Source organism: Methylobacterium sp. ME121, from assembly GCF_000974725.1.
GTDB lineage: Bacteria > Pseudomonadota > Alphaproteobacteria > Rhizobiales > Beijerinckiaceae > Methylobacterium > Methylobacterium radiotolerans.
Genome location: NZ_BBUX01000015.1, coordinates 96,664 through 110,864, shown reverse-complemented (window position 1 = coordinate 110,864; position 14,201 = coordinate 96,664). Strand labels below are relative to the sequence as shown.

The 14,201-nt window shown below is 74.0% G+C and carries 14 protein-coding genes; 2 read left to right on the top strand and 12 right to left on the bottom strand.

The window, feature by feature from the left end; all coding sequences use genetic code 11:
- Window positions 1-931, top strand: a 931-nt coding sequence (locus ME121_RS12855; protein ID WP_491892836.1) for a response regulator, incomplete at its 5' end; no start/stop codon positions are given.
- Window positions 932-1,188: 257 nt separating this feature from the next.
- Here the strand turns inward: ME121_RS12855 and ME121_RS12850 are convergent.
- From ME121_RS12850 to ME121_RS12815, 8 genes are all read right to left on the bottom strand, one after another.
- Window positions 1,189-2,433 carry a KpsE/RkpR family capsule polysaccharide export protein gene (locus ME121_RS12850; RefSeq protein ID WP_024830223.1) on the bottom strand — a complete coding sequence of 415 codons (1,245 nt, stop codon included), beginning with the start codon at window positions 2,431-2,433 and terminating at the stop codon, window positions 1,189-1,191.
- A gap of 387 nt (window positions 2,434-2,820) precedes the next feature.
- The gene (locus ME121_RS12845; protein WP_012319063.1) at window positions 2,821-3,015 is read right to left on the bottom strand and encodes a ComEA family DNA-binding protein; all 195 of its coding nucleotides are present in this window, start codon (window positions 3,013-3,015) and stop codon (window positions 2,821-2,823) included.
- A 66-nt stretch (window positions 3,016-3,081) separates the two neighbouring features.
- Window positions 3,082-3,540, bottom strand: a complete 459-nt coding sequence (locus tag ME121_RS12840) for a response regulator (RefSeq protein ID WP_012319064.1) — start codon at window positions 3,538-3,540, stop codon at window positions 3,082-3,084.
- Window positions 3,537-4,655: a sensor histidine kinase gene (locus ME121_RS12835; RefSeq protein WP_059408950.1), complete on the bottom strand. Its 1,119-nt coding sequence runs from the start codon at window positions 4,653-4,655 to the stop codon at window positions 3,537-3,539. Before ME121_RS12835 ends, ME121_RS12840 begins: the two co-directional genes overlap by 4 nt.
- Before the next feature lie 188 nt (window positions 4,656-4,843).
- On the bottom strand, window positions 4,844-5,611 hold the full coding sequence (locus ME121_RS12830; protein WP_012319066.1) for an FkbM family methyltransferase: 768 nt from the start codon (window positions 5,609-5,611) through the stop codon (window positions 4,844-4,846).
- A gap of 132 nt (window positions 5,612-5,743) precedes the next feature.
- The gene (locus ME121_RS12825) at window positions 5,744-6,241 is read right to left on the bottom strand and encodes a peptide deformylase (protein WP_029359510.1); all 498 of its coding nucleotides are present in this window, start codon (window positions 6,239-6,241) and stop codon (window positions 5,744-5,746) included.
- Between the two features lie 86 nt (window positions 6,242-6,327).
- Entirely contained in the window at window positions 6,328-7,245 is a 918-nt protein-coding gene (locus tag ME121_RS12820; RefSeq protein ID WP_043073667.1) for a sigma-70 family RNA polymerase sigma factor, read from the bottom strand.
- Between the two features lie 71 nt (window positions 7,246-7,316).
- Window positions 7,317-8,066 (bottom strand): SDR family oxidoreductase, encoded by a 750-nt coding sequence (locus ME121_RS12815; RefSeq protein ID WP_024830219.1) that lies wholly within the window; start codon window positions 8,064-8,066, stop codon window positions 7,317-7,319.
- Window positions 8,067-8,300: 234 nt separating this feature from the next.
- Between ME121_RS12815 and ME121_RS12810 the strand changes: the two genes are divergently transcribed.
- Complete coding sequence (locus tag ME121_RS12810) at window positions 8,301-9,905, top strand: ATP-binding cassette domain-containing protein (protein ID WP_059408947.1); 1,605 nt, start codon at window positions 8,301-8,303, stop codon at window positions 9,903-9,905.
- 57 nt (window positions 9,906-9,962) lie between these two features.
- On the opposite strand, the gene ME121_RS12805 is transcribed toward ME121_RS12810, so the two are convergent.
- The 4 genes from ME121_RS12805 to ME121_RS12790 all read right to left on the bottom strand — a co-directional run bounded on the left by ME121_RS12805 (window position 9,963) and on the right by ME121_RS12790 (window position 14,139).
- Entirely contained in the window at window positions 9,963-10,919 is a 957-nt protein-coding gene (locus tag ME121_RS12805) for an adenylate/guanylate cyclase domain-containing protein (protein ID WP_245337815.1), read from the bottom strand.
- 8 nt (window positions 10,920-10,927) lie between these two features.
- Window positions 10,928-11,173: a hypothetical protein gene (locus tag ME121_RS12800; protein WP_024830216.1), complete on the bottom strand. Its 246-nt coding sequence runs from the start codon at window positions 11,171-11,173 to the stop codon at window positions 10,928-10,930.
- Between the two features lie 265 nt (window positions 11,174-11,438).
- Window positions 11,439-12,740, bottom strand: coding sequence for a glycosyltransferase (locus ME121_RS12795; protein WP_012319073.1), 1,302 nt, complete (start codon window positions 12,738-12,740; stop codon window positions 11,439-11,441).
- A 160-nt stretch (window positions 12,741-12,900) separates the two neighbouring features.
- Complete coding sequence (locus tag ME121_RS12790; RefSeq protein ID WP_059408945.1) at window positions 12,901-14,139, bottom strand: cytochrome P450; 1,239 nt, start codon at window positions 14,137-14,139, stop codon at window positions 12,901-12,903.
- Between the last annotated feature and the right edge of the window lie 62 nt (window positions 14,140-14,201).

Here is a 14,201-nt window from a genome sequence, read left to right as displayed (position 1 = left end):
GGTGACCCAGGCGGAGTGGCAACCCGTCCTGGCGGCGCTGGCCGCCGGGGACGCCCTCGCGGCGTCCGCGCCCTCGGCCGCGACAGCCGCCACGGCCGAGGCGCTCCCGCAATTCCCGGCCGCGCGGGTGCTCGTCGCCGACGACAGCGCGGTCAATTGCGAGGTCGCCCGCGAGGCGCTGGCCCGCTGCGGCGTGACCGACGTCGTGACCGTCGAGGACGGGGCCGCGGCCGTGGCGGCCGCCGCGGCGCGGCACTTCGACCTGATCCTGATGGACGGCAGCATGCCGGTCCTGGACGGCTTCGCGGCCGCGCGGCGGATCCGGCAGCGCGAGGCGACCGCCGGCGGGCGCGTTCCGATCGTCGCCCTCACGGCGCACGTCCTCGGCGAGGCCGTGGACGCCGCCGCGGCGGCCGGCATGGACGGGACGCTCCTGAAGCCCTTCACCCTGCGCCAGCTCGCCGACCTGCTGCAGGCGCAGGTGCCGGCGCTGCGCGGCGCGCCGGCGGACGCCCCCGCGCGAACCGGCACGCCCGAATCGGTCGGCCCGGTCGCCGCGCCGCCCGAGGCGGCCGGCGACCTCCTCGACGCCGAGGTCCTGGACGGGCTGCTCGGCCTCGGGGACGGCGCCTTCCTCGACCGCGTCCTCGACCTGTACCGGGCCCAGGGTCCGGTGGCGCTCGCCCATCTCAGGGCGGCCCTCGCCGCCTCCGATCAGCCGGCCATCGCCCGGGCCGCGCACAGTCTCAAGTCGATGAGCGCGAATGTCGGCGCGCGCGCCCTCGTGGCGCGGCTGCGCGTCATCGAGGAGGCTGCCCGGAGCGCCGCCTGCGCCGAGCGGGCGGACGCGTGTGACGCCCTGGACAGGCTGTTCACCGCGACGATCCGCGGCCTCGAGGAGCGGACCCGGCCCCGGGCGGCGGCTGCCTAGGAGCGGCGCGGGCGCAGCCGAAGACCGCTGTCGCCGACAGCTTCGACACCCGGTCTGGCCGGCCCGATGCCTCGTTCAGGAAATGTATTCCCTCGGTAGACCGCGCGATTTCGCAGACCTGCCCTGCGATCCGGTATCTGGCATACCAGAGGGATCCGCCGTACGGTTCCGCTTCCTCCCAAGCACTCCCTCAGCCCGCCCGGTTCGCCGCGGCGGGCTTTTTCGTGGTGCCGGCCGTGTGCCGGCTTGACCCGGGATCAGGTGATGAGCATGCGGCGGGTGAACATCGCGGCCGCGAACAGCACGGCGGCGGCGGCTGTGATGATGCTCGTCATCAGGATGCGGCGGGGCTCGGTCGAGGACCCGGCCTTGATGGGCTCCACGATCGGCACCAGGGCCACGACCTGCTGCTGGGCGACGATGCGGGCCCGGTCATAGGCCAGCTGCACGTCGCGATGATACTTCTCGGCGTTCTCGCGCTCGTGCTCGAGATCCTCGAACCGCGTGAGCGCGTCCGACAGGCGCCGCTTCTCCGTCGGCGCGGTGCCGGCCAGCTGCTGCTGGACCCGCGCGATGTTCGCGTCGAGATCACCGATCTGCTGCTTCAGGTCGACGATGCTGCGGGATTGCGGGCCGAGGTCCCGCTGGAGCACCGCGAGCTGGACGGCGAGCTTGGTGCGCGTCTCCCGCAGTTCCGAGACAGACTTGATGGTGGCGGTGTTCGACTTGATGACGTCGAGCACGCCCTCGCGGTTGCGCAGCTCGTTCAGGGCAGCGTTGGCCTTGGCCTCCCGCTCCTCCGCGAGCTTCAGGACGCGCGTGCTCACGTCGAGGGCGTCCTTCCGGGACGGCATGCTGAGCTCGTTCAGCATCCGCTCGGTGTCCGCCATGACCGCCTTGGTGATGGCGAGCGACTCGTCGGGATCGAAGGCCTCGACAGTCAGCGACATGATGCCGGACGCGGATTCGACGTCGACATCGACCCGGCGCCGCCAGTACCGCAGGAACTTCTCGACCGGCTTCTCAGGGTTGAAGCGGGAGAACATGTCGATGTCGTCCCGACCGAACCACGCGCGGATCGGGAGTTCCGCGGAGACCGCTTCGACCATCGGCCGACTGTGGATGTACTCCTGCGCGATGAGCGTTTCCTGGGCGACGGTCGCCTTGATCACGCCGGCATTCGTGCCGACCGTGTCGGGTGTCGCCTTGTCGGCGGTTCCGATGGTCGGCCGGATCGCGAATCGCGCCTCGGTGACGTAGCGGTCGGAGGCGATCAGCCCGTAGTAGATCCCGGCGGCCAGGGTCGGGAGGACGAAGCAGACAACGAACAGGAGCGGCAGCCAGGGGTCGCTTTTGACGTGGCTCTGATAGGAGCGCACGCCCTTCTTGGTGTCGGGCAGGCCCGGGAGGCGCGCGAACTGCCGCAGCGACTGCGCGATCACCTTGTTCCGGTCGATGCCTTTCAGAGGCCTGCCCTGGGCTTTCTCGACCTGCATGTTCATCGTTGCTTCTCGAAGCTCGGGCTTGCGCGGGCATCGTCGGCCCGCGCGGCGTTCACACCGCTCGCGCAGCCCATCACACGGACAGGCGGCGAAAGCATGTCAGCCGCGATCCTCCGGGTTCGGCCGCGCCCGGCCATCCCGCCGGGCCAGCGGTCCCGCGATCCGCCGCAGGGGCAGATCCGTGCGTACGCGGGCGGTGCTGAACCGGTGCGACCCCGTGGGTCCGGCGCCGCAGCCGTTCCCGATCCTGTCGCGAGGTTTCGGAAGGACGGCGCCCCCGGTCGGGACCGCCGCGCCATGCCCCTCTCCGGTACGGGAGAAGGGACCCGCGCCACTCGCGGCACGGGCTCGGCGATCGCCTCGGTCCCAGCCCGCTCGGAACCGGCGCTAAGGGTGTTCCGCGACCGTGACCTGATCGGCGATGCCGTCGGTCTTGCCGCTGAGGCCCGGCACCTCGTCGAGCTGCCGCAGGCTGGTGAACCGGCCGCGCTCCTCCCGGTAACGCACGATCTCGAAGCCGTGGCCCTTCAGGGCCGGAACGCTGTCCAGCTCCTCGGCCGTCGCCGTGTTGAGATCGATCATGGTAGTGCCCCTCCCTGCCGGTCGGCGCCGTGCCGTTGCTTCGGTCCCCGCATCGGCCCGGCCGCCTCAGCGGATGGGATCGGCGCGGAACTGCCCGTGGGCGGGCTCGGATGCCCGACAGCGGCAGGACGGCGGCAGGCCGGTCGGGTCCGCGCGGCACGCGTCCTCGCCGCTCAGCAGGCGGAGCAGCAGATGCTCGAGCGGCGCCGCCTGATAGGGCTTCTGAAGCACCGGAACGGCCTGATAGGCTGCGTCCAGGCCGTGCTGCCCGTACCCGGTGGCGAACAGGAACGGCGTCCCGCGCGCCAGCAGCAGGTCGGCGACCGGGTAGCTGCGCGCGTCGCCGAGATTCACGTCCAGCACCGCCAGATCGAACGCCTCGCTCCGGGCATGGGCCAGGGCCCTGTCGAGGCGCATCGCCACCACGACCTCGCAGCCCAGGTCGAGCAGCATGTCCTCGGCCAGCATGGCGACGAGGCTCTCGTCCTCGACCAGCAGCACCCGGCGTCCGGCGAGCGGCGTCATGGCGCGCGCGGTCCTTCGACCGTCTCCTGGCCGATCCAGCCGAGGCGGGTCAGCGGGATCCGCATCTGGCAAGTCACGCCCGCGGGCGCGTAGGTGATCGCCGCGCTGCCGTCGAACTCCAGCGGCAATTGCCGCTCGATGAGCCGTGAGCCGAACCCCCTGCGGGTCGGGGGCGCGACCGGTGGGCCGCCCCGCTCCTCCCAGAGCAGGTCGAGCTGCTGCCGGCCGTCATCCCGGTCGTGCAGGGACCACGTCACCGCGACCTGGCCTTCGGGCGTCGATAGGGCGCCGTACTTCGCCGCGTTGGTCATCAACTCGTGTAAGGCCATTGCCAGCGTCACTGCTACCTTAGGGTGCAATCGCGCGTCCGGTCCCTGTAACCGGAAGCGGCCGGCATCGACCTCTGCCAAAAGGTGGGGGGCGAGCGCGCGCTCGACCACGCTGCGGAGGCTGGCGCTCTCCCAATTGTCCTCGACCAGCACGTTGTGGGCGTTTGACAGGGCGGCCATCCGGGCGTCGAAGACGGCGCGCGCCGTCTGGTCCGTCTGCCCCCGGAAGGTCTGCGCGGCGATCGACTGCACGGTGGCGAGGGTGTTCTTCACCCGGTGATTGAGCTCGTTGATCAGCAGGCGCTGGCGCTCGGCCGCCGCCTTCTCGTCGCTGATGTCGCGGACCTCGATGATCGTGCCGATGATGTTGGTCGCGTCGTCGCGGATCGGGCTGGCGGTGAACGCGACGGGGAAGAAGTGCCCGTCCCTGTGCACGAACACCTCCTCGCCCCGCTCCTGGTTGTTCTCCGGGAAGGCGCGGTCGATCGCGCACTCCTCCAGCGGGAACGGCCGGCCGTCCGGGTAGCTGTGGTGGACGATGTCGTGCAGCGGGCAGTCGCGGGCGACAACGTCGCGCAGCGTCCAGCCGGTCAGCTGCTCGGCGGCGCGGTTCATGTAGATGCAATGCTGGCGGTCATCCATCAGGAAGATCGACACGGAGGCGTTGTCGAGGACCGCGTTGAGGCGACGCTCGCTCTCGAAGAGCTGGCCCGATCCGCGACGCAGGCTCACCAGCGGCGCGCTGGCGGCGGACGAGGATTGCAGCGGCTGCCGCGATTTCGGCACGGTCACGACCCTTCACGCGGGTTGGTCTGAGATACCCTGCGCGCGGTCCTGACGGACCTTCGGGACTGGGCACGATGGACGGACGGCCACGCCGGACGGCGCAGAAGCGGGAGCGTGCAACGCACCATGCGCGGCGCTTGTTCCGCCGCGTGATCCGGACCGGTCGCGCTGTCCCGCCCGGGTCCGGATCACGCGGGTCCAGGCACCGGGCGGAGCGCGAACATCGCGCCCCAGTCCGGTCGACGCTCCTGCGGGACGAGGAAGAAATCCCACGTCACGCAGTCGCTGACCGCGAGCCACGTGCTCGCGTCGTCGATCAGGTTTCCCGTGATGTCTGCGCAGATGTAGCCGTGGCTCTCGGCGAACCGGTAGAGGGAGTCCTGCGCGTGCCCGTAGGCGGAGTAGCCGGCCCAGCCGTACTCCACGCTGACGATCGGGCGGCATCGCCGGAGGAGCTGGGCCGCGCCGCTCAGGGCGTTCAGCTCCCCGCCCTCGATGTCCATCTTGATGTAGGCCACCGCGGGGAGATGACCGAGGACGGTGTCGAGCCTCGCCGTCCTGACCGTGATCGTCTTCGACGTGATGGCGGGACTGCTGAAGTAGCGGGCGCGGAGCCCGCTCTCGCCGGGCACGCTGGCGACCGTGAATGCGGTCCGCCCCGCGGTGTCGGAGAGGGCGACGTCGTGCAGCTCCACCTCGGGCCGCCGGCCGAACCGCCGCGCCAGGTCCTTCATCAGGAACGGGATCGGCTCGAAGGCGTGGACCTTGCCGGTCGGACCGACGAGGTCGGCGAACGCGACGAGGTGGAGCCCGGTATGGGCGCCGACATCGACGACGACGTCACCCGGGGCGAGGAAGCGGCTGTAGCCCTGCCGCAGGATGCGCTCGTAGTCCGGGACCTGACCGGTCTCGTGAACCGCCTTGAAGGCGGTGGCGGCGGCCACGGCAGGATGCATGCGCAAGGTCCGTTCTGCGGAGACAAGTCCGGAGGGCTGGCGACGTCGCCCTCATCCTAGCCCTCCCTGCGCCGGCTCCGCCAGCACGCTCGCGGCGGGGCGCCGGCTCCCGCCGGCGGGGCCCGGACCTGTCTAGGCGGGCCGGCCCTTCTCGAACCGCTTCAGCAGCCGCTCGCGCTTCAGCCGCGACAGGCGGGCGATCCAGAACACGCCGTCGAGCTGGTCGATCTCGTGCTGGAGGACCGCGGCCGGGAAGCCCTCCGTCTCCGCCTCGCGGGCGGACCCGTCGAGGTCGCGGTAGCTCAGGCGGATGCGGGCGGGCCGGGCGATCCGCTCGCGCACCCCCGGCATGCTGACGCTGCCCTCGTCGTGGGTTGCCGTCTCGGGGGACGCCCAGGACACGACGGGGTTCACGTAGATGCGGGCGCTCTCGTCCGGCGACATCCGGACCACCACGAGGCGCGCGGGGACGCCGATATGCGGGGCCGTCAGGCCGATGGCGCTCTCGGCCATGAGCGTGTCCCGGACGTCGTCGGCCAGGGCCTGCAGGGACGGCCCGAACGCGTCGACCGGCTCGGCCGGGCGCGTCAGGCGCGGATCGGGAAACAGGACGAGCGGGCGCGCCGGCATGGTTGATCAGTCCGCGTGGGTCGGTCCACCTGCGGCGACGCGAGGGCCCGCCGCGCGCCATGCAAGCCGCGCCGCGGGGCGGGTCGTCAAGACGGGCCCGCTCCGGTCGCGGCCGCGCCGCCGCGCGTCGGCCCGGCCGCGACGGCGCGCGCGACGTGGCGGAGCTTGTCGGGATTGCGCGTGACGTAGATGGCGTCGATCCGGCCGTTCTCGATCGCGAGGGCGGTCGTCTGCAGGAGGCCGCCGCGCTCGCGGCTGACATAGCCCGGAAGCCCGTCGATCCACACGAACGCGACCAGCGCCGCCCGGTCGTCACCCCACTTGCGCCGCACGCCCGCGTAGAGCCGGAGCAGGCGCTCCAGCCCCCGGATCGGATTGACGAAGGCGAGCACCTTGCCGCCCCCGTCCGAGGACAGCGTCACGCGGTCGGCGAGCAGCGTCCGCAGCCGCGCGACATCGCCGCTCGCGGAGGCCTCGAAGAACGCCCGGGCGACGCGCTCGCCCTCGTCGCGGGTCACGGGATAGCGCGGGCGCGCGGCCCGAACGTTCCGGCGCGCGCGCGCCGCGAGCTGGCGCACCGCCGGCGGCGCGCGCCCGAGCGTCTCCGCGACGTCGCCGAGCGGCAGGCCGAACACGTCGTGGAGCAGGAAGGCCGCGCGTTCCAAGGGGGACAGCCGCTCGAGCGCGAGCATCAGGGTCAGGGTGAGGTCGTCCTCGTCCACGCCGTCCGCCGCCGCCTCGACCAGCGGCTCCGGCAGCCAGGGGCCGACATAGCTCTCCCGCCGCGCGCGCGCCGACTTGATCTGGTCGAGGCAGAGCCGCGTCACGACGCGCGCGAGGAACCGGTCGGGCGCCGCGACCCCGGTCCGGTCCGCCGCGACCCAGCGCAGCCACGCGTCCTGCACGACGTCCTCGGCCTCGCTGCGCGAGCCGAGCATGCGGTAGGCGATGCGGAGGAGCCGGGGGCGGTGGGCCTCGAAGGTGGCGGTCCCGTCCCCGTGCACCGGCCGCGCGACCGGATCGGATGCCCGGACGCGTCGCGGCCGGACCTGTCCGCGGGGACGGTCGGGTCCCGTCATGCCGTCGCGAGCCAGGTCTCGAAGCGCGTGCCGCCGAGGCGGGCCGCGGCCCCGTCGTCGGGAACCAGGGAGCCCCGCGCCAGCGGGGCGCCGAAGTAGCGGGCCGCGCCGTCAACCGTCACCGCGCGGCCGTCGCCGGCGGCCGCCATGCGCCGGGCGACGAACGCCCGGAACGACGAGCGCTCCGGCCCCGCGACGTCGATCGTCCCGTCGGCGGGCGCGCCGACCGCCACCGCGGCGAGCGCCGCGGCGACGTCCGTGGCCGCGATGGGCTGGAAATCCGCGTCCGGCACGACGATCCGATCCCCCACCGCGAAGGCCTCGGCGATCGTGGCGATGAACTCGAAGAACTGCGTCGCGCGGACGATGGTGTAGGGGAGGCCCGAGGCCGCGATCCGCCGCTCCTGCGCGACCTTCGCCCGGAAGTACCCGTTGCCGTCCAGGCGATCCGTGCCGACGATCGAGAGGGCGACGTGGTGCTTGAGGCCCGCCTGCCGGCCGGCGGCGAGGAGGTTGCGGCTCGAGCGCTCGAAGAAGTCGAGCACCGCCGCGTCCTCGAAGGAGGGCGCGTTCGCGACGTCGACCACGGCGTCGGCGCCGACGAGGACCTCGGCGAGGCCGTCGCCGGTCACGGCGTCGACGCCCGTGCTCGGAGAGGCGGGGACGGCCTCGTGGCCCGCGCGCTCCAGCTCGGCCGTCAGATGCCGGCCGATCAACCCGCTGCCGCCGATCACCACGATCTTCATGTTTCCCGTCTCCGGCGCGGACCGGGCCGAGCGGCACCCTGCCGCTCCGGCCTCCCGGTCGGCGACGAGACGATGCAGCGTCCCGGTTTGTGACATCCCGGCGAAAAAAGCGACGGCGGCATTGCGGGAGGGCGCGGCCGGCGCTACCGAGGCGCCCCGCCGGAGCCGAGACGCCGATGAGACTGACCCTGACTGCAACGCCGCCCCGCCTTGCCGCCAGGACCGTCTCTCCGCATGCCAGCACAGCTCGCCCTCCTGAACGTCGCGTGGACCGCGCCTGACGAGCGCCCGGTCCTCTCCGGCATCACCGCCAGCTTCGCGCGGGAGCGGACCGGCATCGTCGGCCGCAACGGCGCCGGCAAGAGCACGCTCCTGAGCCTCCTCGCGGGCCGCCTCGCGCCGACGAGCGGCACCGTCCACCGCGACGGCACGGTCGCGCTGCTGCGCCAGTTCGCGGGCCCGACCGCGGACGAGACCGTCGCCGACCTGTTCGGCGCGACCGCGGGCCTGGCGCTGCTCCGCCGCGCGGAGACCGGTGCGGCGGAGGCCGACGAGCTCGCCCTCGCCGACTGGACGCTCGCGGAGCGCCTGACGGGAGCGCTGGCGCGGACGGGCGTGCCGGTGAGCCCCGACACGCCGCTGCGGCGCCTCTCCGGCGGGCAGCGCGCCCGCGCGGCGCTCGCCGCGGCGATCTTCGCCGCGCCGGATTTCCTGCTCCTCGACGAGCCGACCAACGATCTCGATCGCGACGGGCGGCGGGCGGTCCGCGAGGTGCTGCAGGGCTGGCGCGCCGGCGCGGTCGTGGTCAGCCACGACCGGGCCCTGCTGGACGCGATGGACGCCATCGTGGACCTCGCGCCGGCGGGGGCGACCCGCTACCGGGGCAATTTCGAGGCCTTCCGGCAGGCCAAGGCGACGCGCCTCGCCGCGGCCGAGCACGACCTCGCGGTCGCCGAGAAGCGGGCGGCGGACCTCGCCCGCCGGGCACAGGAGCGGGTCGAGCGCCAGCAGCGCCGCGACGCGGCCGGGCATCGCCGCTCCGCGAAGGGCGACTTGCCCCGCATCCTGGCCGGGGCCCGCCGGGACAACGCCGAGCGGACGGCGGGCGGGAGCGCGCGCCTCACCGAGCGCCAGCGCGCCGGCGCCGAGGCCGAACTGATCGAGGCCCGGGACCGGATCGCGTCGGTGAAGCCGGCCGCGATCGCGGTCCCGCCGAGCGGGCTCCACGCCGACCGGCGCGTCCTCGCGCTCACCGATGTGACGGTCGGCTACCGGCCGGGACAACCGGTCCTGAGGGCCGTGTCCCTCGCGGTCACGGGTCCGGAGCGCGTCGCCCTCTGCGGGCGGAACGGGTCGGGGAAGTCGACCCTGCTCGCCGTGGTCGCCGGCCGCCTCAGCCCGTGGTCGGGCCGCGTGTCGGTCGGCGTGCGCGCCGCGCTGCTCGACCAGCGCCTCGACCTGCTCGACCGCGACCGGACCGTCGCCGAGAACTTCGCGCGTCTCAACCCGGGGGAGGACGCGAACGGGTGCCGGGCGGCCCTGGCGCGATTCCAGTTCCGGTCGGCCGCCGCCGACCGCCCCGTCGCGGCGCTGAGCGGCGGCGAGCAGGTCCGGACCGCCCTCGCCTGCGCGCTCGGCAACCGCGCGCCCCCGCCCCTCCTGCTCCTCGACGAGCCGACCAACCACCTCGACCTGGACGCGGTCGCGGCCCTCGAGGCCGGGTTGGCGGCCTATGACGGCGCGCTCCTCGTCGTCAGCCACGACGCGGCCTTCCTGGACGCGCTGGGGATCACCCGGCGCGTCGACCTCGACGATCTCGCCGAGGGACCCCGCGCGTGAGGGCGGCATCCGGAAGGGCGGCGGGACGCGGTCGCCGCCCCCTGCCCCGCCGGGTCTTCAGGACGCGCCGGTTCGGTCCGCACGCGTCCGCGGCGGGTCGAGCCGGAGGGTGAACAGGCGCAGGACGGTGCGGGCGCCGCGCACCGGCCCGACGGCGATCAGCCGCGCCCCGCCGGACGGCGCGGCCCGCACCACCGCCTCCGAGGCGAGGCAGTCGCAGGGCAGCGCGCGGGTCATCTGTTCCAGGCGACGGGCCACGTTGACGGTGTCGCCGACCGCCGTGAACTCGATGCGCTCCGCCCCGATGACGCCGATGAAGACCGGGCCGCGATGCAGTCCGATGCCGAGCCGCACCGGCGGCTGGCCGGCCTCCCCGCGCTCCCGGCTCCAGGCCGCCATCGCGGCCGCGAGCGCGCGCGCCGCCGCGATGGCGCGCTCGGCGTCCCCGGCCGCCGCGTCCGGCACGCCGAACACCGCCATCACCTCGTCGCCGACGAACTTGTCGACGAGCCCGCCCGCCGCCTCGATCGCGCGCGCGGCGCAGGACCGGAACGCGGCGAGGAAATCCGCGACCTCGCCGGGCGCCATGCCCTCGCAGAGGCGGGTGAAACCGCGGATGTCGGCGAAGAGCACCGTCGCCTCCTGCTCCCAGCCGGGGCGCCGGGCGGCGCGATCCGTCTCGGCGACCCATCGGGCGACCGTCGGCGCGGTCAGGCGCGCGAGGTTGTTCCGCTGGCGCGTCGCGGCGCGCGCGGCTCCGCGCAGGCGCTGCACCCGCAGCGAGAGCCACGCCAGGGCGAGGCCGCCGAGCCCGAGGGTGACCGGCTCCGGCGTCGTCGTGGCCGCGAGCGCCAGGAGCAGCGGCAGGGGCGCCGCGGCGAGGAGCCGGCCGTGCTCCGCCGCCGCGACGGCGAGGCGTCGGCGGATCGGGGCGGTCCCCGCCCGTCGCCCGGCACCCCCCGCGCGGCCGGGACAGGCGTCCGCTCTGTCCGCGCGGGGCTGCCGGAGCGCCATCGCGGGCATCAGCAGCCCGTGCAGACGCGGCCGATGATGCGCTGGGCGCGCGCGTGCTCGCGCGCCACGGCGGGGGAGCGGAGGTCCAGATCCGTCCGGAACGGGCGTGCATGGATGATCGCCGCGAGGCGCTGAACGTCGGGCTGCGCGAAGCGCGGGACCGGCTGCGCCCGCGCCTCGGTCGGGGCCGCCAGGACCATCAGCAGCGTCCCGATCGCGGGGGCCGCGGCGGAGCGTGTGCGGTGAGATTTCATGATCTGGTGCTCCTCGTGGTGGAGGAGACAAAGTAAAAACCCGATCTTTCACCGCGATTTCGGCGGATCGGAAAACAATGACAGCAGAAATGTGGCGCGATCGACGGGTGTGCTCAGGATCGTTGCCGGGACGATCGCGACCGGAGATCGGACGCGTCGCCCCGAGACGCGAACGGCACCCGGTCCGCCGGACCGGGTGCCGTGATGGGCGCGGATGAGAGGGTCGTCCGCGCCGGGACGGCCCTCGGGTCGGGAGCGGGACCGGTCAGGCGGCGCTGCGCGCGCGGCCGCCGTGGCTCGACAGGAGCCGCAGGATCTCGGCCTTCGCGTCGTAGGTGGCGAACTCGGCGGCGAGGCGCCGCGCCTCCCGGCGATGGCCGGGCGCGTCGAGCACGGTCCGCACCGCCTGCCGGATCGCCTCCGGCGCCGGGTCGTTCGCGGCGAGGTCGATCCCGGCACCCGACCACGCGATGCGGGCGTTGACGTCGGCCTTGTCCTCGGTGAGGCCGGCGGCGACGAGGGGGATCCCGTGGCTCAGGGCCTGGTTCACGCTCCCGTAGCCGCCGTTGGTCACCATGGCGTCGACCCGTGGCAGCAGCCACTCGAAGGGCAGGTAGGGCGAGAGCCGCGCGTTGGCGGGGATCGGGCCCGGGATGGCGTCGAGCCCCCGGCCGCCGCCCGTCACCACGGTCAGGATGTCGGGCTCATCGGCGAGGGCCCGGAGGGCGGGGCCGACGAGCAGGCCGAAATCGTGGTTCGCGACCGTGCCCTGCGTGACCAGCACGACCTTGCGCGCGCCGTCGAGATCGGCCGCCCAGGGCGGGAGCGCCGCCTGCCCCGGGACGATCGGCAGCGCCCCGATGAAGCGCACCGTCGGCGGCAGCGGGAAAGGGTACTCGAAGCTCGGGACGGTGAGCTGCAGGTAGGTGTCGGCGAGCCGCACCACCGCGTCGAACAGCGGCCAGGGCGGGGCGGCGCGCCCGAGTTCCGCCAGCTTGGCGGCGAGGCTCAGCCCGACCGGCCGGTCGACCGCCGCGTCGTAGGCCTCGGCGATGCGGCCGTAGGCGGCCTCCTGCTCGGGCGTCTCGGCCGGCGGGAGGCCCAGGAAGGCCGGAGCCCGGTCGGGCCGCGCGCAGTGCAGGATCGAGGTGCCGCACAGGACGATGGCGGGGCGCTCCGCGCGGGGCCCCAGGAGCGATGGCAGCACGCCGAAGAACATGTCGTCGCCGATCACCACCGAGGCCGGGAAGGCCCGCAGCGCCGCGCGCAGGCCGCGCGCCTGGTCGGGGATGCGGTCGACAAAGATGCGCTCCATGGCGACGCGCAGCCAGTCCGGCCCCGGCGCGATCTGGGCCAGCTCGGGCACGACGGCGCGGAGGTCGCGGCCGTCGAAATCGGCCGCGCCCGGCAGGGCCATGAAGCGGGCGCCGGCCGCCACGACGCGGTCGCGGAAGGCCGAGCCCGAGAGGACCATGACCTCGTGACCGTCGGCGGTCAGCATGTGGGCGATCGCGAGGAGGGGATTGAGATGGCCCGTGGCGGGCGTCGAGCAGAGGAGGACCTTCATCGCATGTCCTTTCCGTGTGGGACGTGAGGGCGCCGCGCGATCGCGGCACGATCGTCGGGGCGTCCGGGAGCGAGGCTGGGGGCGGCCCGTTACGGCGTGGCTGCGGCGCGGAGCCGAAGTGGCTACGGCTGCAACGGGCGCGCGGGAGGCGGCGCGGGCGCTAGGCGGCGACCCGCAGCGCGTCGATGCGGCGGATGCCGCTGTGGCCCCGGAGGACCGGCATCGCACCGGTCAGGCGCAGGCGCGGGGCGAGGCGCAGCACGGCGCCCAGCCCCTCCTCCAGCTCGATCCGTGCCAGGGCCTCGCCGATGCACCGGTGCGCGCCACCGCCGAAGACCGGGTGGAGGCGCGGGAGGTCGGTGCGCCGGATGTCGAAGGTGTCGGGACGCGCGTAGACCGTCTCGTCCCGCATCGCCGACAGCGTCGAGAGCAGCATCAGGCTCCCGGCCGGCACGACGTGCCCGTCGAGGGGGATGTCCTCCCGGGCGACGCGTCCGGCGGACCCGGCGCTCGGCTCGTAGCGGAGGGATTCCGCCACCGCGGCCGGGATCAGCTCGGGATCGCGGCTGACCGCCGCCCACTGCTCGGGATGCTGCAGCAGCAGCGCCACCTGCATGGCGCCGGCGACCCGGGTCGTGTCGGTGCCGCCGATGATCATCTGCACGAGCTGGATCACCACCTCCTGCGGCGTGAGCTCGCCGGCCGCCTCGGCCTCCGCGAGGAAGCGCGACAGGAAATCGTCGCGGGGCGCCGACCGGCGCGCGGCGAGGATCGCGGCCACGTAGTCCTGCAGCGCGACCGCCGCCGCCTCGAGGTCCGGGATGTCCTCCGGTCCGAAGGTGAAGCTCAGGACCCGCGAGACCTCGTAGGCGAGGTGCGTGAACCGGGGAATGTCGTCGCGCGGCAGGCCGAGGATGTCGGCGATGGCCTGGGCGGGGACCTGGGCGGTGTAGCGCGCGACGAGGTCGACCTCTCCGTCCCCCAGCCAGTCGCGGACGAGGCCCTCCGCGGCGACGCGGATCCGGGGGCGCAGGCCTTCGATCAGGCGGGCCGCGAAGGTGCGGGTGAAGGGCGAGCGGCGCCGGCGGTGGACCGCGCCGTTGGCGGTGAGCATGCCGTGCGCGAAGATGTCGAACAGCGCGCCCTCGGGGATCGCGCGCGATTCCGGATAGAGCGTCTCCGTCGCCTGGGCGCGGGGGTCGCGCATCAGCAGATCGACGTCGCGGGCGCGGAGGATCAGGACGCCCGCGATCTCGTGGCCGACGAAGGGCAGCCTGGGCCGCCACGCCCGGAACACGCCGTGCGGGTCGGCCTCGAGCTCCGCCACCGTCAGCGTCGGGACATCGGCCGGGGAGCCGGGCGGCCCGGCCTGTCGGGTCAGATCTTCGGTCGCATTCATCCGGAAATTCTCGCTGCTGTGTTGCGCGAGAACTCTCGGAAGCCCGAGCTACAGGATGATTG

Bases quoted from the DNA above. Each gene is read 5' to 3' on its own strand.
- ME121_RS12850 (WP_024830223.1), bottom strand. From the start codon at position 2,433: ATGAACATGCAGGTCGAGAAAGCCCAGGGCAGGCCTCTGAAAGGCATC.
- ME121_RS12845 (WP_012319063.1), bottom strand. From the start codon at position 3,015: ATGATCGATCTCAACACGGCGACGGCCGAGGAGCTGGACAGCGTTCCG.
- ME121_RS12840 (WP_012319064.1), bottom strand. From the start codon at position 3,540: ATGACGCCGCTCGCCGGACGCCGGGTGCTGCTGGTCGAGGACGAGAGC.
- ME121_RS12830 (WP_012319066.1), bottom strand. From the start codon at position 5,611: ATGCATCCTGCCGTGGCCGCCGCCACCGCCTTCAAGGCGGTTCACGAG.
- ME121_RS12825 (WP_029359510.1), bottom strand. From the start codon at position 6,241: ATGCCGGCGCGCCCGCTCGTCCTGTTTCCCGATCCGCGCCTGACGCGC.
- ME121_RS12815 (WP_024830219.1), bottom strand. From the start codon at position 8,066: ATGAAGATCGTGGTGATCGGCGGCAGCGGGTTGATCGGCCGGCATCTG.
- ME121_RS12810 (WP_059408947.1), top strand. From the start codon at position 8,301: ATGCCAGCACAGCTCGCCCTCCTGAACGTCGCGTGGACCGCGCCTGAC.
- ME121_RS12805 (WP_245337815.1), bottom strand. From the start codon at position 10,919: ATGGCGCTCCGGCAGCCCCGCGCGGACAGAGCGGACGCCTGTCCCGGC.
- ME121_RS12800 (WP_024830216.1), bottom strand. From the start codon at position 11,173: ATGAAATCTCACCGCACACGCTCCGCCGCGGCCCCCGCGATCGGGACG.
- ME121_RS12795 (WP_012319073.1), bottom strand. From the start codon at position 12,740: ATGAAGGTCCTCCTCTGCTCGACGCCCGCCACGGGCCATCTCAATCCC.
- ME121_RS12790 (WP_059408945.1), bottom strand. From the start codon at position 14,139: ATGAATGCGACCGAAGATCTGACCCGACAGGCCGGGCCGCCCGGCTCC.